Origin of the sequence: Nonomuraea sp. NPDC049309, assembly GCF_043196965.1 — a bacterium.
GTDB classification, from domain to species: Bacteria; Actinomycetota; Actinomycetes; order Streptosporangiales; family Streptosporangiaceae; genus Nonomuraea; species Nonomuraea fastidiosa.
This window is the reverse complement of sequence record NZ_JBICSH010000002.1, coordinates 822,041-845,220: the sequence shown is the minus strand read 5'-3', so window position 1 is coordinate 845,220 and position 23,180 is coordinate 822,041. Positions and strand designations below refer to the sequence as shown.

Here is a 23,180-nt window from a genome sequence, read left to right as displayed (position 1 = left end):
CGGTCACTCGGCGGGGGCGGGGGTCTTTCCTGCCGGTACGACGGCCTCCGGCGCGTTCTTGCGCCGCATCGCGAAGAAGTACACGATCGCCCCGGCGAACAGCACGAGCGACGTCCACTGGTTGATCCTGAGATCCAGGAACGTCGCCGCGTGATCGACCCCGCCGACCGGGTCGATCCGCAGGCCCTCGATCCAGAAGCGGCCGAACGTGTATCCGGCCACGTAAACGGCGAACAACCGCCCGTGATGGAGCGCGAAGCGCCGCCCGGCCCAGATGAGCGCGAGCCCGAGCGCCAGGTCCCACAGCGACTCGTACAGGAAGGCCGGATGGTAGAGGACGCCGGGCTCGCCGCCGTGCGCCTGGTCGATCTCCAGCCCCCACGGCAGCGTGGTGGGGCGGCCGTACAGCTCCTGGTTGAACCAGTTGCCCCAGCGGGCGATGGCCTGGCCGACGGCGAGGCCCGGCGCGATGGTGTCGGCGATGGCGCCGAGGGGCAGGCCGCGGCGGCGGCAGGCGAGCCACACGCCGACGCCGCCCAGCGCGACCGCGCCCCAGATGCTCATCCCGCCTTCCCAGATGAACAGCGCCTGGTAGGGCTCCTTGACGGCGCGCGGGCCGAAGTAGAGCTGCCAGTCGGTGATGACGTGGTAGGCGCGGGCGCCGATCAGGCCGAAGACGACGGCGGGGACGGCGATGTCGGTGATCGTGCCCGGCGCGCCGCCCCGGGCGCGCCAGCGGCGGTCGCTGATCCAGGCGCCTGCGACGATCCCCGCGATGAAGCAGAGCGCGTAGGCACGGATCGGGATGAATCCGAGATGCCAGACCCCCTCGGAGGGGCTGGGAATCGCGGCGAGGACCATACGAGTGACGCTAACGGACGTGGAGCCCGCTGCCCGGATTCGTAACGCGATTGTGGAATTTGTGCCGCCGATTGGTCGCTGTACGCCGGTGGAGAAGCCCGGCGCCGCCCGGCCGATGAGTTCTGTCGGTGGCGCCGGTCAGTATGTGCATGACGGCGATGACCGCATCCGCAGGCACCGTTTCTCGAGGCACCGTCCCCCAGGCGGAGCCCCTGACCACCTTCTGACCGACGACCGGGATCGAGGCTCCGTGACCACTTCCCCGCAAGACGCCCAGCAGGACGCGCCCCCTCATACTGCGCCCCCTCATACTGCGCCCCCTCATACTGTGCCATCCCATACTGTGCCGTCCCATACCGAGGGGGCCGGTGGGCGCACACCGCCGGTGATCCGGCTGCTGGTGCTGGCCACGTTCGTGGTCATTCTCAACGAGACCATCATGATCAACGCGATCCCGCGTCTGATGACCGCGTTGAGCATCACCGAGCAGACGGCGCAGTGGCTGTCGACCGCGTTCATGCTGACGATGGCGGCGGTCATCCCGATCACCGGGTGGTTCCTGCAGCGGGTGTCCACGCGCACCGCCTACGCCACCGCGATGGGCCTGTTCCTGCTGGGCACCGCGCTGGCCGCCGTGGCGCCGACGTTCGAGGTGCTGCTGGCCGCCCGCATCATCCAGGCGTCGGGCACGGCCGTGATGATGCCGCTGCTGATGACGACGTTGATGCACGTGGTGCCGGAGAGCAGCAGAGGCCGGGTGATGGGCGGCGTCAGCCTGGCGATCTCGGTGGCGCCCGCCATGGGGCCGACGATCTCCGGGTTGATCCTCGGTTTCGGGTCGTGGCGGCTGCTGTTCGCGGTGGTGCTGCCGATCGCCGCGCTGGTCACGTGGCGGGGTCTCGCGCAGTTGCAGAACGTCGGGGAGCCGCGCGCCGGCACGATCGACTGGTTCAGCGTGGTGACGGCGGCGGCCGGGTTCGGCGGCCTGGTCTACGGGCTGAGCAGGTTCGAGGGCGGTGACGCCGGGGTCGCGGCGGGCATCGTGGCGGCCGGCCTGGCCACCATCGCCGTGTTCGTGCTCCGCCAGCTCGTGCTGCAGCGGCGCGGGGTGCCGCTGGTCGATCTGCGCACGCTCCGGCACCGCACGTACACGATCGCGCTGATCATGATGTCGGTGGCGTTCATGGCGATGCTCGGCTCGATGGTGCTGCTGCCGCTCTACCTGCAGAACGTCCGGTCGTTCAGCCCGCTGGAGACCGGGCTGCTGGTCATGCCGGGCGGCCTGGCGATGGGGCTGCTGGGGCCGGCCGTGGGGCGGTTGTTCGACAAGTTCGGCGGCCGGGTGCTGGTGGTGCCGGGAGCGATCGGCATCATGCTCTCGCTCGCCGGCTTCACCCAGATCACGATGACGACGCCCTACTGGCAGCTCCTCGCGCTCCACGCGCTGCTGTCGATCAGCCTGGCGGCGACCTTCACCCCGGTCTTCACGCTGGGGCTCGGCGCGGTCCCACCGTCGCTCTACTCCCACGGCAGCTCGATCCTCAGCACGCTGCAGCAGGTCGCGGCGGCCATCGGCACGGCGCTGGTGGTCACGGTGATGAGCGCGCGCAGCGCCGCGCTGCGGGCATCGGGCGTCACCGACCTGCTCGCCGACCTCGGCGGGATGCGCCTTGCGTTCGTCATCGGCGCGGTGCTGTCGGTGGCCGTGGTGATCACCGCGATCCTGCTTCCCTCCAGGGCGGCGCCCGTCAAGGAGTAATGCCTTGCGCGGTCGCGATGGCCGGTGTACAACCAGTCACCATCGACGAGGAAAGGTCATCAGTGACCGCGTTTGGCGTTCTCGGTGCTGTGCAGGCTCGTTCGGCGGACGGGCCGGTGCACGTCCCGGGGAAGCAGCGGTCGGTGCTCGGTGTGCTGCTGCTCTACCCCAACACGCCGATCTCGATCGAGCGGCTGATCGACTGCCTGTGGGAGGAGCCGCCCGCCTCGGCGGTGTCCAACATCCACAGTTACGTCACCCGCCTGCGGCGTACGGTGGCGCCCCGCCTCGTCACCCAGGACCACCACTACCTGCTCCCCCTCGACCGCACCGAGCTCGACCTGCTGGTCTTCGTGGACAGGGTGGCCGAGGCGCGCCGCCGCGCCGACGCGGGCGACCTGGAGGCGGCGCACGAGGCGTACCGGTCGGCGCTGTCGCTGTGGCGCGGCAGACCGGCCGAGGACGCCCAGCTCACCGGCGCCGTACTGCCGCGCGTCACCGACCTGGAGGAGCTGGCGGTGTCCGCCCGCTGCGACTGGACGGACCTGCGGTTACGTCTGGGCCTGCATGAGGAGCTGATCGGCGAGCTGCGGGCGCTCGCCCAGGCCAAGTCGCTCAACGAGCGGATCTGGCGGCAGCTCATCCTGGCGCTGCACAGGTCGGGCCGCCGCGCGGAGGCGCTGGAGATGTACGGCCGGGTACGCGCGGTGCTCTCGGCGGAGCTGGGCGTCGAACCCGGCCCCGAGCTCCGGGATCTGCATGCCGCGATCCTCGCGGGCGACGAGACGCTGGCCCCGCCGCTGACCCCGCCCGTCCGCGCCGCCGTCCCCTCTCGCATCGTCCCCCGCCAGCTCCCGCCCGCGCTGGGCCGCCTGGTGGGCAGGCGCGCGGAGCTGGAGCGGCTGGAGGCCGTGTCGGCCGCGAAGCTGATCCTGGTGGTCGGAGGCGCGGGCGTCGGCAAGACCACGCTGGCCGTGCACTGGGCGCACCAGGTCGCCGACCGCTTCCCCGACGGCCAGCTCTTCCTCGACGCGCGCGGCTTCGACCAGGCGCCGCCGATGAGCGCGGCCGAGGCGCTGCCGCGGCTGATCCAGGCGCTCGGCTGGCCGGCCAAGGACGTCCCCGTGGCGCTGGAGGCCCAGATCGGCCTGTACCGGTCGATCCTGGCCGGGCAGCGGGTCCTCGTGGTGCTGGACAACGCCGCCGATCCCGACCTGATCAGGGCGCTGATCCCGCCGGGCAGCGGCTCGCGGATGCTCGTCACCAGCCGCGACCGGCTGAGCGGCCTGGTGGCGCTGGAGTCGGCGGCCCCGGTCACGCTGGACGTGCTCGGCCTCGATGAGGCGGTCGCGCTGCTCGCCGAGACCGTCGGGCCGGAGCGGGTGGAAAGGGAGCCGGAGGCCGCCGCCCGCCTGGCCGAGCTGTGCGCGCGGCTGCCGCTGGCGCTGCGGGTGGCCGCGGCGAAGGTGGCGGCGGGCCCGCACAGGACGCTCGCCGATTACGTGGCCGAGCTGGGCGGTCAGGACCTGCTGTCGAAGCTCGAAGTGGCCGGCGACCAGCGTACGGCGGTGCGCGGCGCGGTCGGCAGGTCGCACGAGACGCTGACCCCGGAAGGGAGGCGGCTGCTCCGGCTGGTCGGGCTGGTGCCGAACACCGGCATCACGGTCCCCGCCGCCGCCGCGCTGTCCGGCTACCCGGCGGAGGAGACGGCCGGGCTGCTCGACGACCTGGCGCGGGTCCACCTCATGAACGCGGGATCCGGCCGCTACACCTGCCACGACCTGGTGGTCACGTACGCGGCGGAGCGTGCGGCGGCCGAGGACCCCCAAGACGAGCGTGACAGCGCCGTCATCCGCTACTTCGACTTCTACCTGCGCTCGATCGTGGCCGCGGGGGAGCACGTGGACGTGCGCGTCGTCGGTCCCGCGCCGGGTGCGCCCGAGACGGGGGCGGCGCCGCTCGCCTTCGGCGACCGGGCCGAGGCGGAGAGCTGGCTCGAGCAGGAGTGGGACACCATCGCCGCGCTGATCGCCCGCGCGGCCGAGCACGGCTCGTACGCCATGGCCTGGCGGATGGCCGACGCGCTGCGGGACGTGCTGCCATGGAGGCGGCCGGTCGCCGAGTGCCTGCGCATCGCCGAGCTGGGGCTGAAGGCCGCCCGCGCCGAGCGCGACAGCCTGGGGCAGGGCGCGACGCTGATGTCCATCGGGTACGCGCGGTGGCGCATCGGCGACCTGCAGGCCGCCATCGACGCCTACCAGGAGGCGCTGCCGTTCCTGCGCCGCGCCCGCTGGCAGGCCGCCGAGTCGGCGGCGCTGCGGGCCGCCGGGGTGGCGCTCGCGCAGGCGGGTGAGCCTGAACAGGCGGCCGGCAGGTTCCGGCGCGCGCTGTCGCTGGACAGGAAGCTGGGCAACCGGGCCGGTGAGACGACCAGCCTCGCCAACCTGGCCTCGCTCTCCCTCGACCTCGGCCGCCTGCGCGAGGCCGAGCGTCGCCATGAGGAGACCATCGTCGCCGCCGCCGAGATCGGCAAGCGCCATCTCGAAGCCGTCATCCTGGTGAACCTCGGCGTGGTCAGGCGGGAGATGGGGCGGCTGGACGACGCCAGGGCCACGCTCGGCCGGGCCCTGGCGGCCGGGCGGGATGCCGGCTCGCCGTACGTGGAGGCCATCGCGCTGGAGTCGCTCGCCCTGGTGCATCTGGAGTGCGGCGGGAACGAGGAGGCGCTGCCCGTCCTGTCGGAGGCGGCGGACGCGGCGCGCCGCGCCGAGAATCCCGAGATCGAGGCGCGCGCGCTCATCGGGCTGGCGCTCGCGCACCTGCGGCTCGGCGACGCCGCCGAGGCCGGTGAACGGCTCGACGCCGCCGCCGCGATCGCCGAGCGGACCGGACACCGGCCGATTGAGGTGGAGCTGCTGCTCGCCCGCTCCGAGCTGGCCCGCGCCCGGGGCGCGCTCGCCGACGCGCTGGCCTTCGCCGGGCAGGCCAGGCACCTGGCGGAGCGGGGCTACGGGCTGGCGCTGGGCAAGGCGCACGCCGCCGTCGCCGCCGCCCGGCTCGACCTGGGCGAACCGGCCGCCTGCGAGGAGAGCTGCGAGGAGGCGCTGCTGGTCTTCCGCAGGACCGGGCAGCGGCTCGCCCGCGCCAGAACGCTGATCACGCTCGGCCGTGCCCTGCACGCCATGGGACGGCGGGACGCGGCACGGTCGGCCTGGCGGCGCGCGCACGCCATCGCCGCCGACGCCGGAGCCCCGGAGCAGCGCGCGGCCGCCGTCCTGCTCTCCGAAAGCTGATCAACGGGACTCGGGCCGGGCGTGTGTGTGACGGTGGCGCTGGGTCAGACCTGCTTGACGAACGGCGCGCCCTCGTAGCCGGCGCGGCGGGCGGCGCGCAGCGCCGTTCCGGGGGTGGGGCCGTGGCCGACCACGCGGTCGTCGCCGGCGACGGCCACCCAGGTGCCCGCGGGCACGCCGGTCTCGGCCGCGCGGGCGGCGCGCAGCGAGCCGGCCAGCCGCTCGACGCGGCCGGAGGTGTCCACGCCCGACGCGGGCAGGCCCAGCCATTCGTGGGTACGCCGCTCGGTCCCGCGAAGGCGCCGCCAGATCACGTACTGGATGAGGATGGCCGGGCCGAGCACGGTCAGGAACGCCATCCCCGAGCGCAGCAGCCCGGTCACGAACCCGATCTCCACGAGCACGATCAGGCCGACGCCGACGGCCGCGCCGATCCAGCCGGCCACCTTGCCGTACGCCTTCGTCGCCACCAGCGGCCACAGCGCGAGCATCAGGCAGTCGCCGAGGCCTGCCGCCACCGGCGCGGACCCGTCCGTCACCGCAAGCAGCGGCGCGAACGGCCGGCCCACCACCTGCGCGAGGAACCGGTCGGTCAGGTCGCCGAGCCCGGTCGCGAACAGGTCGTACACCGCGAGCACGGTGGCGAACGCGGCCACGTGGCCCGCCTTCATGCCGGTCTGTGCCCACAGGCTGGTCACCCCGATCACGGCGACCGCGATGAGCAGCGCGTTCAGCACCAGCACCGCGCCGCCGAGCCCGGCGAAGGCCGCGGCCACGTCGGCGGCGACGAGCAGCAGCGAGCCGAGCGTCGCCCACCGCCCGCCGAGCAGCGGCGCGAGCGTCATCTGCGTGCCGGCGAGGAACAGCACGCCGAAGACGGCGGAGACCGCGGGACCCGGCAGCGCGAGGTACGCGACCGGCATCACGACCACCAGGCACGTCATGATGAGCACGTCCGAGGCGGTCGAATGCCCGACCGGCGGCCGTGGCAGGGCGAACCGCCGCACGTACCCGAGGCCGCCCAGCACGATCGCGGCGATGAGGACGTCGAGCAGGGCGATGTTCTGGAAGGTGAGCATGAAGGGGGTCTCCGGCGGGCTAGAAGAGCGACGACTCGAAGCTGTGCTCGTACAGGTCGGCGCGGACCCGGCACGGCTCGGGCAGGTTCTTCGCGTCGTCCACGAGCAGGATCTTGGAGACCTGGAGCGAGCGGGCGGTCGCCCGCTCCTCGATTTCGCCCAGCGCGCCTGGAGGCGCCGCCACGTGCAGGTCCGGCTTGACCGGGTCGCCGGTGAGGGCGTACCTGGTCGGCAGCGGGACCTCACGCACCCCCTGCAGCACCTCCAGGACGTCGCGGGCGGTCGGTCCCCCGCCGTATCCGGTGGCCCGCCCGAGCACCAGTGACGTGGCCGGGAGCATGGCCAGCTCGCAGCCGTACGGCTCGTCGGGCAGGCGGCGCACCAGGTCGCCGGTGCGGTAGCGGATCAGCAGCGTCGTCTCGCGGTAGGGCGCGTACGGGGTGGCCACCAGCTCCCCGATCTCACCGGGGGCGACCGGCCGGTCGGCGTCCACGTCGAGGATCTCGAAGTGCGCCTGCTCGGCGGCCAGATGCAGGTGCTGCTTGCTGCACACCATGCCGGTGGTGGGGACGAGCTCCGTCATGCCGTACACGTCGTTCACCGGCACGTCGAACAGCTCGCGTACGCGCTCGCGCAGCGCGTCGGTGAGGACCTCGGCGCCGGTGAAGATCCGGCGCAGCCCGAAGTCCTTCTTCCGCCAGCCGTCCCGCTCCGCCCGCTGCACGAGCGCCCCCAGGTAGGAGGGGACGGTGTAGAGATCGGTGATGTACGGGGCCTTGCGCGGCAGGTGCAGCGGCGTGGCCAGCCGGTCCAGCGCGATGCCGGGATCGACCAGGCCCTGCGCGATGAAGCCCGCGCCCACCATGTTCAGCGCCCGCTGTGCCGTGACCAGGCCCACGGTCGCGCGCGAGCTGATGCACGACAGGCCCACGTGGTGCTCGCGCATGTCGCCGACGATGAGGTACGAGATCGCCGACAGCACCGCCGCCAGCTCCAGCTCGTACCGGGAGAACCAGACGATGGTCGGCGTGCCCGTGGTGCCGGTGGTCTGCGCCAGCAGCACCGGCTCGCTCCGCTCCGACACGAACGCCGGGCCGGCGCCGCGCAGGGCGGACTTGGGCGTGGACGCCACCTGCTCGATCTGGTCGATCCCGACCTCGGCGGGGTCGATGCCGTGCTCTCTGAACCAGAGCCGGTAGTACGCGGTGTGCTCGGCGGCGCGCTTGACCGCCTGCCGCAGCCGGCGGTCCGCCATCGCGCGGCGGATCTCCGGATCGTCGACACCGCCGCCCGGCAGCAACTCGCCCGCACCCTCACCCGGCTCGCCCAGTTCGGCCAGCATCAGGCGGATGTCGGTCACCATCTTCCGTAGCGCGTCCACATCGAAGCGGCCACCGCGGAGGACGGTGGCGGCGTAACGAAGCTGTCGAGCGGCAGTGGCGAGCAATGGCACCTCGATTCAACGTGACGGCGCGATGGGGGCCGGCCGGCCCCGGAGTGGCCGGCCGGCCTCGTCCGATCAGGTGGCGGGGATCTGGAACAGCGCGGTCGTCAGGGTGCTGATGGCGTACCTGGCGTAACGCAGGCCCATACGGATCACAGGTTCCTCCAATCGACGCTCGCCGCGGAGCTCCGCGGCGAGGCATGTGATCGCCTCCTGGCCAACGATCGCCCGGCACTCCACAAAAGCTCCACATGATCACCACATGGGCCTGTCAAGCGTGAAAGCCCTGCTCAGGGCCGTGGACGGGGGTGTGTGCGGGGGTCAGCCGCGGCGCCTGGCGCGGTAGGCGCTGGCCTTCGCGCGGTTCTGGCAGGACAGGCCGCAGAAGCGGCGGGAGGCGTTGCGGGTGGTGTCGAAGAAGACCAGCGCGCACTTGCCGGCCTGGCATGCGCCCAGCCTGGCGGCCTGGCCGACGCCGATCACCATCGCGAGCGCGGTGCCCATGTCGGCCGCCCAGGCGTCCACGGGGTCGGCGTCGGGGCGGTGGAAGGACAGCCCGAGCGGGTTCGCGGGGGAGCCGTGCAGGTTGGGCACGGCGTGGTGGCGGACGAGGAGGTCGTTGAGCCCGGCGGCGGCGTCGGCGAGGCCATCGCCCGCGGCGAACACCGGGCGCAGCTCGGCGGCGATCCCGGCCAGCCGGTCGGCGTCGGCGGGCGTGAGCAGGCTCGCCGCCGGGTGGACGGTGAGGTGCTGCTGAACGGCGCGCACGGCGGCCAGCCGGTCATCTCCCGACGCGGGCGGCGTGACGGCGCGGCCGTGCTGGAACGGTGTGGCCAGGGCGTTGATCAGCCGTACGGCGAGTTCTACCCGGCTCCCAACATAACCGTCTATTTCCGCTTGACCAGTGATTCGCCATGTCTCTACCATCACTGTCATAACTTATCTAGACAGTGAGGATTCCTGTGGCCTTCGAGCAACTCGCCCGGCAGATGTGGCACCAGATCGAGCCGGTGCACGCCACGCTCTACTACAGCAAGGAGGCGTACGAGGAGGCCGCCGCGCTCGGCTACGCGATCGAGCCGCGCTGGCCGAGCTACTTCGCCTGGCGCACGGCGCCCCTGGGCGCCGCAGGTCGCGGGCTGGTCACCGCCGCGTACTACAGCTTCAGCCCGAAGATGATCGCCGAGTACGTGCCGGCGATCTGGGACACGGCCGCCCCCGGCCGGGTGCTGGAGGCCAGGCTGCGGGCGATGGACCGGACGGTCCGCGCCCTCGCCGGCGATGTCGCGCCGCTGGCCGAGGCGGCCGAGCTTGCTGTCAGGGCGGCGGAGAGCGCCGACGTGGCGCACCGGCCGATGGCCGCGGCCAACCTGGCGCTGCCCTGGCCCGACGAGCCGCACCTGCGGCTGTGGCAGGCGTACACGGTGCTGCGCGAGCACCGCGGCGACGGTCACCTGACGGCGCTGCAGGCGGCCGGGTTCGACGGGTGCGAGGCGCTGGTGTCGTTCGCCGCCGTGGGGGCCGCGCCCGCCGCGACCTTTGAGAGCCGGGGGTGGAGCGAGGAGGAGTGGGCGGCGGCCCGTGACCGGCTGGCCGCCCGCGGACTCGTCGACGCCGAGGGCGTGGCCACCGACGAGGGGCGCGCCCTGCGCAACCGGGTCGAGCGCCACACCGACCAGCTCGCCGCCGGACCCTGGCGGGCACTCGGCGAGGAGCGGGCCGCGCTGCTCGCCGAGCTGAACCGGCCGCTGCTCGGCGCGGTGTTCGAGTCGGGCATGCTGCCCTCGCAGACCACGCTGGGCATCGGCAAGATCGCCGTTGCGTACTGAACGCATGCAACGCAAAGGCCCGCCACCGCGAGGGTGACGGGCCCGAAGCTCCGGCCGGCCGTGCCGGCGGGCCGGGAAGACCGCCGTGACAGGGCCGGAAGGCGGCCCGCCACCGCGAAGGCGGCGGGCCGGAAGGCGGCCCGCCGCTCCCTTCGGCAGGTGGCGGCGGGCCGGGAGGGTCAGCGCAGGTCGAACCGGTCGAGGTTCATGACCTTGTCCCAGGCGGCCACGAAGTCCTTGACGAACTTCTCCTGGGCGTCGTCGCAGGCGTACACCTCGGCGAGCGCCCGCAGCTCCGAGTTGGAGCCGAAGACGAGGTCGGCGCGGGTGCCGGTCCACTTGAGCTCGCCGGTGGAGGCGTCGCGGCCCTCGAAGGTGGTGGAGTCCTCGGAGGTCGGCTTCCACGTGGTGTTCAGGTCGAGCAGGTTGACGAAGAAGTCGTTCGTCAGCGTGCCGGGCCTGGTGGTGAAGACACCGTGCTGCGACTGCTGGTAGTTGGCGCCCAGCACGCGCAGACCGCCGACCAGGACGGTCATTTCGGGGGCGCTCAGGGTCAGCAGGTTGGCGCGGTCGATGAGCAGGTACTCGGCGGGGAGCCGGTTGCCCTTGCCCAGGTAGTTGCGGAAGCCGTCGGCCTTCGGCTCCAGGGCGGCGAAGGACTCGACGTCGGTCTGCTCCTGCGTGGCGTCCACGCGGCCGGGCGTGAACGGCACCTCGATCTCGAAGCCCGCGTCCTTGGCGGCCTTCTCGACGGCCGCGCAGCCGGCCAGCACGATCAGGTCGGCCAGCGAGACCTGCTTGCCGGTCGTCTGCTCGCCGTTGAACGCCTTCTGGATGCCCTCAAGGGTGCCGAGCACCTTGGCGAGCCTGTCGGGGTCGTTGACCTCCCAGCCGGCCTGCGGCTGCAGGCGGATGCGAGCGCCGTTGGCGCCGCCGCGCTTGTCGCTGCCGCGGAAGGAGGAGGCGGAGGCCCACGCGGTGGAGACCAGCTCGGAGACCGACAGGCCGGAGGCCAGGACGCGGCTCTTGAGCGTGGCGATGTCGTTCGCGTCGATCAGCTCGTAGGTGCGCTCGGGCAGCGGGTCCTGCCAGAGCAGCACCTCGCTCGGCACCTCGGGGCCGAGGTAGCGGGCGACCGGGCCCATGTCGCGGTGGGTCAGCTTGAACCACGCCCGCGCGAACGCGTCGGCGAACTCCTCGGGGTGGTCGAGCCAGCGCCGCGTGATCTGCTCGTAGATCGGGTCGTAGCGCAGCGACAGGTCGGTGGTGAGCATCGTCGGGTGGACGCGCTTGTTCGGGTCGTGGGCGTCCGGAACGGTGCCCTCGCCCGCGCCGTCCTTCGGCCGCCACTGCCAGGCGCCCGCCGGGCTCTTGTACAGCTCCCACTCGTACTTGTAGAGGGTCTCCAGGAAGCTGTTGTCCCACTTGGTCGGGGTCGGGGTCCAGATGCCCTCGAGGCCCGAGGTGATGGTGTCGGCGCCCTTGCCGGTGCCGAAGCTGTTGCGCCAGCCGAGGCCCTGCTCCTCCAGGGGCGCGGACTCGGGGTCGGGGCCGACGTTCTCGGCCGGACCGGCGCCGTGGGTCTTGCCGAACGTGTGACCACCGGCGATCAGCGCGGCCGTCTCCTCGTCGTTCATCGCCATGCGGCGGAACGTCTCGCGGATGTCGCGGGCGGCGGCCAGCGGGTCGGGGTTGCCGTTCGGGCCCTCGGGGTTGACGTAGATGAGGCCCATCTGGACGGCGGCCAGCGGCTCCTCCAGCTCGCGGTCGCCGGTGTAGCGCTCGTCGCCGAGCCACGTGGTCTCGGGGCCCCAGTAGACGTCGTCCTCCGGCTCCCACGCGTCCTCGCGGCCACCGGCGAAGCCGAACGTCTTGAAGCCCATCGACTCCAGCGCGACGTTACCGGCGAGGATCAGCAGGTCGGCCCAGGAGAGCTTCCTGCCGTACTTCTTCTTGACCGGCCACAGCAGGCGGCGGGCCTTGTCGAGGTTGGCGTTGTCGGGCCAGCTGTTGAGCGGGGCGAAGCGCTGCTGGCCGGAGCCGGCGCCGCCGCGGCCGTCGCTGATGCGGTACGTGCCCGCGCTGTGCCAGGCCATGCGGATGATGAACGGCCCGTAGTGGCCGAAGTCGGCCGGCCACCAGTCCTGCGACGTGGTGAGCACCTCGGCGATGTCGCGCTTGACGGCGGCCAGGTCGAGGGTCTTGAACTCCTCGGCGTAGTTGAAGTCCTCGCCCATCGGGTTGGCCACGGCCGGGTTCTTGGCCAGGATCTTCAGGTTGAGCCGGTCCGGCCACCACTGACGGTTACCGCCACCCTGGGTGGGGTGAGGTGCGCGGTGGGCTACCGGGCAGCCACCTCCATCCTGCCCCTTCGGGTCTGTGACGATCGCGTCGTGGTTCTCAGACATGAATCCCTCCGGACTATGTGACGCAAGATGCTCATGAGCTGGTGGCGGTGGAACAGTCGGGGCATAGACCCCAGTAGATGACCTCGGCCTCGTCGATGGTGAAGCCGTGGTCGTCGGACGCGTGCAGGCAGGGCGCGTGTCCGACCGCGCAGTCCACGTCGGCGACGGCGCCGCAGACGCGGCAGACGACGTGGTGGTGGTTGTCGCCGACCCGTCCCTCGTATCTGGCCGGGCTGCCCGCCGGTTCGATGCGGCGGACGAGTCCGGCGGCCGTGAGGGCGTTGAGCGCCTCGTAGACGGCTTGCAACGAGATGTGGCCGACGCGCTCGCGCACCCCGGCGGCGATGGCTTCGACGTCGAGGTGGTCACCGTCGCGGACGGTCTCGAGCAGCGCGACCCGGGCGGCGGTCACCCGCAGCCCGACGCTGCGCAGCTCCTCGGCGCCGGTCGGCGTCCTGGGTGCGGTCATGGCGACTAACCTACTCACGTAAACACGAACGATACAAGTTTATGAGCGATGCAATTTTCGTGTCGCTTCAAAGATAAGTTGGGGTTCCCTTGGGTTTGCCCTGGTTGGGGCCGTCGCGGGGTGGGTGAGGGCAGAGAGCGCCGGCGTGTCCTGATCGCTCAGCGCGGAATGTCCGTCGTGTCGCCGTCCCGGCCGGGTGGGCGTGGTTACGCTCGGCGGCATGACGTGGGATCCCGACGCCCCGGGCGTGCTGCGCCTGCCTTCAGGGCGGCTGGTGCGCGGCCGCGGCCTGCGCCATCCGCTCCCGCCGGGCCCCGAGCCCGACTTCGGGCTTTACCTGCTCGGCAAGCAGCCGCCACCCACCCCCTGGGAGCAGCGGTGGGTGCGCTGGCCGGACTTCTGGCTGCCGTCCGACCGGCGCAAGGCCGCGGCCGACATGCGCGAGGCGTGGGAGCGCGCCGCGTCGGAGCGGGTCGAGGTGGCCTGCGGCGGCGGGCGCGGCCGCACCGGCACCGCGCTCGCCTGCCTGGCCGTGATCGACGGCGTCCCCGCCGATCAGGCCGTCGCGTACGTGCGCGCCCACTACTCCCGCCACGCCGTCGAGACGCCCTGGCAGCGCCGCTACGTCGCCCGCTTCAGCGCCCAGCCGTCACCCGACCGTCCGTGAGACGGTCACGGCTCCGCCTCGCCGGGCGGGCGAGGAACGGGGCCGGCGGCCCGAAGAGCAGCCCCACCGCCAGGCAGACCAGCGGGATGGCCGGGATGACGTACCGGACGTCGAAGGCGGCGAGGAACGGCGGTGAGGCGACGAGCGCGAGCGCGGCGAGCGCGGGCAGCAGCGCGTCCCAGCGCCGCCGCAGCGGCGCGGCGACCAGGGTGCCGGCGAGGACCAGCGTGAGGATGGGGAACGGCACGTAGCCGAAGCGCTGATAGGCGCGCAGCCAGCCGGCGAAGGGCTCGACCACGCGGGTGGCGGCGGGCCCCATCTCGTACGACTCCGCGACGCCGCGCACCGACTCGCTGATGGGCCGCTCGGACGTGGGCAGCTTGTACGGCGTCTTCTCGTCCACGGCCGTCCGCTCCCAGCGGAAGAGCTGGCCCAGGTCCGTCAGCACCGCCCCCAGGTACTCGCCCGGCTGGGCGAGGATGGCCGCCCGCGCGAACTCGCCGGCGAGCCGGTTGCGGTTGGCCGTGCCCGGCACCTTAGGCAACGGCGAGAAGTCCTCCCACAGCCAGTGGGGCGGGTAGGGCCGCTCCTCGACCGGCATGTCCGGGCAGAGCACCTTCAGCCGCTCCGGCGGCTTGATCACGTCGCAGTCGGCGAAGCTCATGGTGCGCGACCACAGGAAGTTCCCGTCGGCCTCGGTCAGCGCGAAGACGCCCTTCTCGGCCTTCATCCAGCTCGCGTACGCGCCCAGCGGGATCGCGCCGGCGACCAGCAGCGCCACCAGGGGACGCCAGCCGTAGCGGCGGATCAGCAGGTACGCGGCGGTGAGGATGAGCAGCGGCAGCCCGACGGTCCTGGTGATGCCGGCCAGGCCGAGCAGCATGCCGCCGGTCGCGGCGGTGGCCGGGGTGACCCGCCAGACGAGCAGCGCGATCGCCGCGGCGACGAGCACGATGAAGACCGCATCGGCCATGATCATGTGCTCGAGCAGGATCATGAACTCGTCGTAGAGCACCGGGGTGACCAGCAGTGCGGCGCCCCAGCCGGGCAGGCCGCGGCGGCGCAGCAGCGCGTACAGGGCGACGGCGAGCCCCAGTACGAGCAGGTGCTGCAGGACCGTGACCAGCGTGAGGCTGTGGGCGGGGCGCAGCAGCGCGAGCAGCAGCGAGTAGCCGGAGGGCCGCGTCGTGCCGGGGGTCAGCTCCTCGCGCAGGAACGCGAAGGAGTCGCCGTAGAAGAGGATGGCCGGAGGGAAGCCGAGCACGGCGAGCACGCGCAGCCCGATCGCCGGCAACATGGCGATGACCAGTGCGCGATGGGCCAAGACGAATCCGCTTCCTCGTGAGTCCCGGACCACACAATAGTGGACATCCTGGTCAGCGCATCGGGCCGGTCTTGCCGCGGCTATTTCCGAATGACATTCTGAAAATAAGGTCCGGAGATGCCGAACGCCGCCGGAGGAAAGCATGACCGTCGCCGGCCGTCCCGCGATCGACAAGGAAGCCCTCCGCAGGAAATACCGCGAAGAGCGCGACAAGCGGCTGCGCCCCGACGGCAACGACCAGTACATCCGCCTCACCGGCCGCTTCGCCCGCTACCTCAAGGACCCGTACACGCCGGTCGCGGAACGCGCGCCCAAGGCCGACCACGTGACGGTCGCCTTCATCGGCGGCGGCTTCGCCGGGCTGCTCACCGGCGCGCGCCTCAAGGAGGCCGGCATCGACGACGTGCGCATCGTGGAGAAGGGCGGCGACTTCGGCGGCACCTGGTACTGGAACCGCTACCCCGGCGCGCAGTGCGACACCGCCTCGTACGTCTACATGCCGCTGCTCGAAGAGACCGGCCACATGCCGACCGAGAAGTACGCGCACGCGCCCGAGATCCTCGAGCACTGCCGCCGCATCGGCAAGCACTACGGCCTGTACGACAACGCCCTCTTCCACACCGAGGTCACCGACCTGGAATGGGACGAGGCCCGCTCTCACTGGATCGTCCGCACCGACCGGGGCGACGCGTTCACCGCCCGGTTCGTCGCCATGGGCATCGGCCCGCTGCACGTGCCCAAGCTGCCCGGCATCCCCGGCATCGACGACTTCGCCGGGCACTCGTTCCACACCAGCCGCTGGGACTACGCCTACACCGGCGGCGACCCCTCCGGCGCGCCGATGGACCGGCTCGGCGACAAGCGGGTGGCGATCATCGGCACCGGCGCGACCGCCGTGCAGTGCGTGCCGCACCTCGCCAGAGCCTGCCGCGAGCTGTACGTCTTCCAGCGCACGCCCTCCTCCGTCGACGTACGCGACAACCGGCCGACCGACCCCGAGTGGTTCGCCTCGATCGCCACGCCCGGCTGGCAGCAGCGCTGGCTGGAGAACTTCACCGCCAACCAGACCGGCGTCCTGGCCGACGAGGACCTGGTCATGGACGGCTGGACCGACATCGCCCGCCGCTTCCGCGCCAAGATCAACGCTTTGCCGCCCGGCCAGGTCACCCCGGAGAGCGTGCAGGCCGCGTTCGAGGACGCCGACTTCGAGAAGATGGAGGAGATCAGGGCCCGCGTGGACGCCGTCGTCCGCGACCCGCAGACCGCCCAGAAGCTCAAGGCGTGGTACCGCCAGCTCTGCAAGCGCCCCTGCTTCCACGACGAATACCTCCAGGCGTTCAACCTGCCGGGCGTCCACCTGGTCGACACCGACGGCAAAGGCGTCGAGCGCATCACCGAGCGCGGCGTCGTGGCGGCCGGCCGCGAGTACGAGGTCGACTGCGTCATCTACGCCTCCGGCTTCGAGGTCGGCACCGGCTACACCCGCCGCGCCGGCTACGACGTCAAGGGACGCGGCGGGGTGCGGCTGTCGGAGCGCTGGGCCGGCGGCATGCGCACCCTGCACGGCATCCACGTGCACGGCTTCCCCAACGTCTTCATCGTCCAGCCCGCCCAGGGCGCGAACCTCATCTCCAACATCCCGCACAACTTCACCGAGGCGGGCAAGACCATCGCCGCGATCGTCAAGCACGCGGTCGAGCACGGATACACACAGGTCGAGGCCACCAGAGAGGCCGAGGACGCCTGGATCGAGCTGCTGCTGTCGGGCAAAGGACGGCTCATGGGCTCGCTCGACTGCACGCCCGGCTACTACAACAACGAGGGCCGCGACCTCGGGCTGAAGTCGTGGCTGAACGTCGGGCACCCGCAGGGCGCGATGGCGTACTTCGCCTACATCGACCGCTGGCGGAACTCGGGCGACTTCGACGGGCTGACGTTCCGCTGAGGGGCGCGTACGAGGGCCTGAGCGTCCGGTGAAAAGCTGGACCCAGCACTACTGACCACGCGGTGCTGCTGCCGCCGGTGGCCGCGTACACGGTCACCGCCTGAGGACACCGAGCTCGGGCGGCTCATCGCGCAGGCGGGTGATCATTTCATGAGGGCATATGTCATGACCCGGCGCGCTCAGTATGGTTCGGTGGCATGAACGAGCAGTGGCAGGAAGTCGGCGACCGGGTCTACGTACGGCGCCACCGGTCGTACGACGTCAACACGGGCCTGATCGTGGGCGACGGGCACTGCCTGGTGCTGGACACCCGCGGCTCACACCGCGAGGGCGCGGACCTGGTCGAGGCCGTCCGGCGGATCACCCCGGCCCCCTGGACGATCGTCAACTCCCACTCTCACTTCGACCACTTCTTCGGCAACGCCGCGTTCGGCCCCGCCGAGATCTGGGGCCACGTCAGGTGCGCCGAGGAGATCGAGCAGTACGGCGAGCAGCAGCGGGCCCACCTCATCGAGAGCCGCCCCGAGCGGCGCGACGAGTGGGAGGAGGTCACGATCGTGCCGCCGGACCACACGTTCGCCTCCGCGGCCAGCCTCGACATCGGCGGGCGCATCGTGCACCTGCGGCACTTCGGGCTCGGCCACAGCAGCAACGACATCGTGGTGCAGGTGCCCGACGCGGGCGTGCTGTTCGCCGGTGACCTCGTGGAGGAGGGCGCGCCGCCCGCGTTCAGCGACTCCTACCCGCTGGACTGGCCGGTCACCACGGCCGCCATGCTCGCCGAGATGCCCGAGCAGGTGATCGTGCCCGGCCACGGCGCGGTGGTGGACCGGGCGTACGTGCAGGGGCAGCAGGAGGAGCTGGCGCTGGTCGCCGACCTGGCCAGGAAGGCCCACGTGGAGGGGCTGCGCGACTCGATCAAGCTCTTCCCCTACCCCGAGCCGATCTCCCGCCAGGCCATCGAGCGCGCGTTCATGCAGCTGGACCAGCTCGACGCCGCGATCAACTGAGCGGACCGGTCGGCTGGGCCAGCCCTCGGCCGGTATGGCTCCGGTCAGCCGAGGGGAGCCGGCAGGGTTTCGGTCAGCGGAGGGGAGCCGGCGGGGTTTCGGTCAGCCGAGGGGGAATCGCGCGACGAAGCCCGCGTCCTCGTACACCAGCGAACCGCCGTGCAGGTGCGCGATGTCCCTGGCGATGGGCAGTCCGAGCCCCGCGCCGCCCGCGTCCCTGGCCCGCGCCTCGTCCAGCCGGGTGAACCGGCCGAACACCGCCTCGCGCTGGTCCGGCGGGATGCCGGGGCCGTCGTCGCTCACCACGAGCACCGCCGCGCCGTCCTCGGCGGCGACCCGCACCGTCACGGTCGAGGCGGCATGGCGTACGGCGTTGTCCACCAGGTTCGTCACCAAGCGGTCGAGATGCCCACTCGACCCTGACATGACCACGTCCGGCGCGACGTCCAGCTCCACCCGCACACCCGGCCGCCGCCTGGCCCGCAGCGCCGCCTCGGCCGCCACCTGACCCAGGTCCAGCTCGGCGGCCCGCAGCGGCTCGCCCGCATCCAGCCTGGCCAGCATGAGCAGGTCGGCGGCCAGCGACTGGAGACGTTCGACGTCGGCCAGCGCCTCGGCGGTCAGCTCGCTCGGCTCGGCCAGCTCCAGCCGGGCCCGCAGCGTCGCGATCGGGCTGCGCAGCTCGTGCGCGGCGTCCGCGACGAACCGCTTGTGCTGCTCCACGGCCGTCTCCAGCCGGTCGAGCGTGCCGTTCACGGTGGTCGCGAGCGCGGCGACCTCATCCTTGGAGCGCGGTACGGGCACCCGCTGGTGCAGGTCGCGAGCCGTGATGTCGGCCACCTTCGCCCGGATCGCCGCCACGGGGCGCAGCGCCCGGCCCACCGACAGCCAGGTCATCGCCGCCACCACCGCGAGCAGCGCCGGCACGCCGGGCAGCAGCGCGCCGTAGACGGTCCGCAGCGCCTGCTCGACGCCGTCGAGCGGGACCCGCGACAGCAGCGTGGCGGGGCCGTCGGCGGTGGTCACCTCGACGGCGGCGACGGCGTACCCGCTGGCCCTGGCCAGCTCCGCGGCGCCGTCCTCCTTGGTCACCACCAGGTCGGGGTCGGCCAAGCGCACGGACACGCCCTCCTCCAGGGCCGCCGCCCGCTGCGCCCCCTTCACCAGCTTGGGCTCCTCCTCGGGTGCCTTCGCCTCCGGCTCGGTCGTGCGCTCCGCCGGAGCCCCCGCCTCCGGCTCGGTCTTGCGCTCTGCCGGGGCCTCCGGCTCGTTTGTGCGCTCTGCCGGGGCCTCCGGCTCGGTGATGCGTTCCGTGGCGTGCTCGGGGATCTCCAGTGTCCGCGCGTACGGCACCGCCGCCGTGGCCCTCCTCGCCGCCTCCGCGTCGGCGCTGCTGACCAGCGTGCCGCGCAACGACACCACCAGCACCAGCGCCGCCGTGCCGAGCGCGAGCGCCACGACGAGCGTGGCCGCCGCCGTCGCCCGCACCCGCACCGAGGACAACGCGGGGGAGAGCCGCCGCCACAGCCCCTTCACCCCGCGCCCCGTCCCGCCCTCGTCCTTCACCCGCAACACTCGCACGGGCACCAGGGTGCCGCAGCCCACCTAAAGCCAACCTGAAGATCGTTCAGCGCCGGGCGACCCCGGTCTCTCACACCAGACCGACGACGACCGGCATCTCCGGGTGCGCGAAGACCAGCGAGCCGGGCGCCTGCAGCAGGCGCAGCGGGGAGTGATATATGTCCTTATCAGTGCGGGCGATGGAGATCCGCGTCGTGTCGGCCGTATTCCACGGAGTGACCAGCACAACGATGGATGCCGTGGGTCCGGGGTCATCGCTCGGGTATGTCACGACCAGCGAGTCGTCGAGCGGCAGCTGCCCAGTTGCGCGGTCGCTCCCAAGCGACCGATTCAGCCCCGCGAGGGAGAACGACGCCCGCTTCACCGGACCCGTGCCGAACGGCTGCCACTCGGAGGTCCACCGGGTGTCTTTGAGCTCGTGGTCCCCCATGTCGAGGACGCCGTCGGTGTTGAACGCGCCGGTCACCCGCTGCTGGGCGATGACCTTGCCCGACGCCTGGTCCAGCACCACGCCTTCGTCCTCGCCCCAGATCAACGACAGAGCCTTGGCATCATCCGACATGTGGAGTTTGACGCTTTCCGGGGCGGCCGTCACCTTCCGCTCATGCCGCCACTTTTCGGCGCCCGTGGCGGGGTCGAGCCCCAGCAGGACGATGGTGAGTGAGCTCGGCGTGTACCGGTAGTCCGAGTCACGCTCCCGCTGCTCGATCCCTGGCGCACAGATGAGGACGTGAGCGAACACGTTCAGGGCCATGGCGTGGTGGTAACTCTGCGAGCTCTTGTGGTCTTGGCCGGTCAGGCAACCGCGCGGCGGGGTGTAGTGCCAGGCGGGCTCCGAGGCGGTCACCCGCCATCCGGTGAGTGTTCCCGGCCACAGGTGAGCGAGCGGATGGCCGAGGCCGGCGGTGACCACGTTGGTGGAGTTGAGCCACATGCCGTAGTCGCCTGGCCACGAAATTTCGAGGAAGGCCGGACCGGACTGGTGAATGTTGGAGCTCAGCCACATGCCGTAGTCGCTTGGCCACTTCAATGGGTGCTCGGCGAGGACCGCCCCCGTGTACGCGTCCAGGACCACCGTCCGACGGTTGAACCGGATCAAGAGGGTGCTCCCGTCAGGCGACGCTTTGAACCCCCAGGCGAAGCCGCCCGGCCTGCGGTAGTGCCAGCGTTCCCGGCCGGTGGCGCTGTCCAGCGCCACGACGCCGTCTCTGATCATCGCCACCAGACCCCCGCCCGCGACGGCGACATGACGCGCGGCAAAGCCGTCGGGCGTCTGCCACTGCCATGCGATCCTGCTCACTGAGGCCGGCACCGCTCCCTTGGGGGTGTCCTTCGTCGTGGTGGTGGCGTCGACGGGCACCACTGCGGCGGCGATCACGACGGCTACGGTCGCGAGCACCGTGACGGCCGCTCCGCCCAGCGCTCCGGTCCATTCCTTCTTCCGCGGCCGGAACGTGAGCGCCGCCGTGGCCAGACCCACCGCCGTCGCCGACAGGCCGATCGCCAGGGCGGCCTCTGATCCTCCCGGCTCGCCCAGCTTGAAGGTGTTCGTCAACGCGATCCAGCGGAATACGGCGGCGACCGCGAGCCCTATGGCGAGGATCATCGATGGCGGGCGCGATTCGTAGAGTCGTAGCTCGCCATCTTGGGGGTCCCGACTGTGGCGGATGTCCAGGACGAGGGCGATCAGCACCCACATCAGCAGGACGACCAGCGCGATCCCCCAGAAGCCGAAGGGCGGCTCCGGGGGGTGCGAGGCGGGTAAGAAGGGCCAGGCGAACCCCCAGGTTGCGTAGGCCGCGATCGTCGTCACGGCTCCGGTGACCGCCAGGCCGACACCGAACCACCCGCACCATGATCGATTCATGAGGTCCCCTTGCGCGCCGGCCGCCGCACCCCGCGTCCGGCGGCCCGCCCCGTAGACGTCAATGCCTCTGCTCGGTGCCCTCGGTGGCCCGCACCACGCCGCACCGGTTCAACACGTGTACCATTCGCGGCCGTTTGCAGGCATAAATCTCTCGGGCGTCCCGCTTGCGCTCGCGCACGCGTCGCCCGGCCGCGATCGGTTATCGCTCCAGGAAGAACCCCGGAAATGGCGGAAGGCGCGCCCCGCCGGCCGGGGCGCGCCTTCCGCCATCGGCGTAACTCCCGCGCTCACGTCGCCTCCAGGCGGTAGCCGGCGCCGCGTACGGTGATCAGTGTCGTCTTTCCGAACGGGACGTCGATCTTGCGGCGCAGGGCGCTGATGTAGACCTCCACGATGTTCGGGTCGCCGTCGTAGCTGAAGTCCCACGCCTGGGCCAGCAGGTCGCTTTTGGAGACCACCTCGCCGGCCCGCCGGGCGAGCGCGTGCAGCACGGCGAACTCTTTCGGCGTGAGCGCGATGTCCACCTCGCCGCGGCGGCAGCGCAGACCGGCCGGGTCGATGACGAGGTCGCCCACCGTGATGCGGACGGGACGCTCCCGCCCGCCGCGCCGGACCAGCGCGCGCAGCCGGGCCAGCAGCACCACGTACGAGAACGGCTTGGCCAGGTAGTCGTCGGCCCCGTTGTCCAGCGCCTCGGCCTCGTCGTAGACGCCGTCCTTGGCGGTGAGCATCATGATGGGCGTCCAGTCGCCGGCCTCGCGCAGCCGGGAGCAGACGGCGTAGCCGTTCATCCTGGGCAGCATGACGTCCAGGATGATCACGTCGTAGGTGTTCTCGGTGGCCAGCCACAGGCCGTCGCGCCCGTCGTGGGCGACGTCCACCGCGAAGCCCTCGCCCGCCAGCCCGCCCTTGATCAGGTCGGCCAGCCGCTCCTCGTCCTCCACCAGCAAGACTCGCACGCGGTCCAGCCTGCCTCAGCGTACCTAAAGCGAAGCTGAAGATCGTTTAGCTCCCTTCAGGGTCGCTTCAGGTCGGCGCGGCCACCCTCGGAGCCGTCTCACCGTTTCCGAGAGAGGAGCACTCCATGTTCAAGCGGCGTTTCGCGGTACTCGGCGCGGCGGTCGCGCTGACCGTCGCGGGCCTGACCGGGTCGGCGCTGGCCGGGACTCCGTCCTCGCCGCCCGAGCCCGCCTGGGACTCGACGGCCTCCGCCGCCTCCGGGACCGGCACGCTGACCTGCAAGACCGCCGATGGCAAGGTGATCACACTGGCCAAGGCGAAGCCCGCCGAACGCGGCGCCGGCACCGAGGCCCGCCCCGCCCAGCCGGCGGACCCGCCGAGCGCGATCACGCAGCCGCGGCGCGCCGAGTCGGTGGACCCGAACGGCGAGCCGCAGGTCGTGTCGCCGTCCAGCGGTGAGGGCAAGGCCGAAGCCGGGGAGGTGAAGTTCCGTGCCACCCGGGCCGCCGCAAGCGGCGAGCCCGCCGGTGACGCCCCGGTGAAGGTCCGCGTCGTGACGCCGTCCGAAACGCAGGCTGAGAAGGTCGCCGAGACCATCGAGATCACCTGCGAGGGGATCGCCGGCGCGGGGCTCGACGACTGAGAGCGCCGCTCACGGGCGGCCCGAACGCCCTCCGCCCGGCC

At 72.0% G+C, this 23,180-nt stretch carries 17 protein-coding genes; 7 read left to right on the top strand and 10 right to left on the bottom strand.

Features of this window, described 5'->3' with window-relative positions:
• Positions 1 to 3: 3 nt before the first annotated feature.
• On the bottom strand, positions 4 to 861 hold the full coding sequence (gene lgt, locus ACGFIM_RS17865) for a prolipoprotein diacylglyceryl transferase (protein ID WP_393201436.1): 858 nt from the start codon (positions 859 to 861) through the stop codon (positions 4 to 6).
• A gap of 343 nt (positions 862 to 1,204) precedes the next feature.
• Here lgt and ACGFIM_RS17860 point away from each other — a divergent pair, with 343 nt between their 5' ends.
• Positions 1,205 to 2,620 (top strand): MDR family MFS transporter, encoded by a 1,416-nt coding sequence (locus tag ACGFIM_RS17860; RefSeq protein ID WP_393201433.1) that lies wholly within the window; start codon positions 1,205 to 1,207, stop codon positions 2,618 to 2,620.
• A gap of 143 nt (positions 2,621 to 2,763) precedes the next feature.
• Positions 2,764 to 5,913, top strand: coding sequence for a BTAD domain-containing putative transcriptional regulator (locus tag ACGFIM_RS17855; RefSeq protein WP_393201430.1), 3,150 nt, complete (start codon positions 2,764 to 2,766; stop codon positions 5,911 to 5,913).
• Between the two features lie 44 nt (positions 5,914 to 5,957).
• Here the strand turns inward: ACGFIM_RS17855 and ACGFIM_RS17850 are convergent, their stop codons facing one another.
• The 3 genes from ACGFIM_RS17850 to ACGFIM_RS17840 form a co-directional block, all read right to left on the bottom strand.
• Complete coding sequence (locus ACGFIM_RS17850; RefSeq protein ID WP_393201427.1) at positions 5,958 to 6,992, bottom strand: DUF5678 domain-containing protein; 1,035 nt, start codon at positions 6,990 to 6,992, stop codon at positions 5,958 to 5,960.
• 19 nt (positions 6,993 to 7,011) lie between these two features.
• Positions 7,012 to 8,355 carry a phenylacetate--CoA ligase family protein gene (locus tag ACGFIM_RS17845; RefSeq protein ID WP_393201424.1) on the bottom strand — a complete coding sequence of 448 codons (1,344 nt, stop codon included), beginning with the start codon at positions 8,353 to 8,355 and terminating at the stop codon, positions 7,012 to 7,014.
• Between the two features lie 402 nt (positions 8,356 to 8,757).
• Positions 8,758 to 9,363, bottom strand: a complete 606-nt coding sequence (locus ACGFIM_RS17840) for a CGNR zinc finger domain-containing protein (RefSeq protein WP_393202582.1) — start codon at positions 9,361 to 9,363, stop codon at positions 8,758 to 8,760.
• Positions 9,364 to 9,398: 35 nt separating this feature from the next.
• Here ACGFIM_RS17840 and ACGFIM_RS17835 point away from each other — a divergent pair, with 35 nt between their 5' ends.
• Positions 9,399 to 10,265: a hypothetical protein gene (locus ACGFIM_RS17835; RefSeq protein ID WP_393201421.1), complete on the top strand. Its 867-nt coding sequence runs from the start codon at positions 9,399 to 9,401 to the stop codon at positions 10,263 to 10,265.
• Positions 10,266 to 10,444: 179 nt separating this feature from the next.
• Here ACGFIM_RS17835 and katG read toward each other — a convergent pair whose 3' ends face one another.
• Both katG and ACGFIM_RS17825 read right to left on the bottom strand, forming a co-directional pair.
• Positions 10,445 to 12,673 carry a catalase/peroxidase HPI gene (katG, locus tag ACGFIM_RS17830; protein WP_393201418.1) on the bottom strand — a complete coding sequence of 743 codons (2,229 nt, stop codon included), beginning with the start codon at positions 12,671 to 12,673 and terminating at the stop codon, positions 10,445 to 10,447.
• 31 nt (positions 12,674 to 12,704) lie between these two features.
• On the bottom strand, positions 12,705 to 13,142 hold the full coding sequence (locus tag ACGFIM_RS17825; RefSeq protein WP_364061500.1) for a Fur family transcriptional regulator: 438 nt from the start codon (positions 13,140 to 13,142) through the stop codon (positions 12,705 to 12,707).
• 220 nt (positions 13,143 to 13,362) lie between these two features.
• Between ACGFIM_RS17825 and ACGFIM_RS17820 the strand changes: the two genes are divergently transcribed.
• A complete protein-coding gene (locus ACGFIM_RS17820; protein WP_393201414.1) occupies positions 13,363 to 13,809 on the top strand; it encodes a protein phosphatase in 447 nt (148 codons plus the stop codon).
• Here ACGFIM_RS17820 and ACGFIM_RS17815 read toward each other — a convergent pair.
• Positions 13,778 to 15,133 (bottom strand): hypothetical protein, encoded by a 1,356-nt coding sequence (locus tag ACGFIM_RS17815; protein ID WP_393201411.1) that lies wholly within the window; start codon positions 15,131 to 15,133, stop codon positions 13,778 to 13,780. The two genes, ACGFIM_RS17820 and ACGFIM_RS17815, sit on opposite strands and share 32 nt — an antisense overlap.
• Before the next feature lie 142 nt (positions 15,134 to 15,275).
• On the opposite strand from ACGFIM_RS17815, the gene ACGFIM_RS17810 reads away from it, so the two are divergent.
• Complete coding sequence (locus ACGFIM_RS17810; protein WP_393201408.1) at positions 15,276 to 17,078, top strand: flavin-containing monooxygenase; 1,803 nt, start codon at positions 15,276 to 15,278, stop codon at positions 17,076 to 17,078.
• Between the two features lie 197 nt (positions 17,079 to 17,275).
• On the top strand, positions 17,276 to 18,088 hold the full coding sequence (locus tag ACGFIM_RS17805) for an MBL fold metallo-hydrolase (RefSeq protein WP_393201405.1): 813 nt from the start codon (positions 17,276 to 17,278) through the stop codon (positions 18,086 to 18,088).
• 102 nt (positions 18,089 to 18,190) lie between these two features.
• Here the strand turns inward: ACGFIM_RS17805 and ACGFIM_RS17800 are convergent, their stop codons facing one another.
• The 3 genes from ACGFIM_RS17800 to ACGFIM_RS17790 form a co-directional block, all read right to left on the bottom strand.
• The gene (locus ACGFIM_RS17800) at positions 18,191 to 19,669 is read right to left on the bottom strand and encodes a sensor histidine kinase (RefSeq protein WP_393201402.1); all 1,479 of its coding nucleotides are present in this window, start codon (positions 19,667 to 19,669) and stop codon (positions 18,191 to 18,193) included.
• Positions 19,670 to 19,739: 70 nt separating this feature from the next.
• A complete protein-coding gene (locus ACGFIM_RS17795; protein WP_393201399.1) occupies positions 19,740 to 21,536 on the bottom strand; it encodes a hypothetical protein in 1,797 nt (598 codons plus the stop codon).
• 287 nt (positions 21,537 to 21,823) lie between these two features.
• A complete protein-coding gene (locus ACGFIM_RS17790) occupies positions 21,824 to 22,495 on the bottom strand; it encodes a response regulator transcription factor (RefSeq protein ID WP_393201396.1) in 672 nt (223 codons plus the stop codon).
• A gap of 125 nt (positions 22,496 to 22,620) precedes the next feature.
• On the opposite strand from ACGFIM_RS17790, the gene ACGFIM_RS17785 reads away from it, so the two are divergent.
• Positions 22,621 to 23,139: a hypothetical protein gene (locus tag ACGFIM_RS17785; RefSeq protein ID WP_393201393.1), complete on the top strand. Its 519-nt coding sequence runs from the start codon at positions 22,621 to 22,623 to the stop codon at positions 23,137 to 23,139.
• Positions 23,140 to 23,180: the final 41 nt, after the last annotated feature.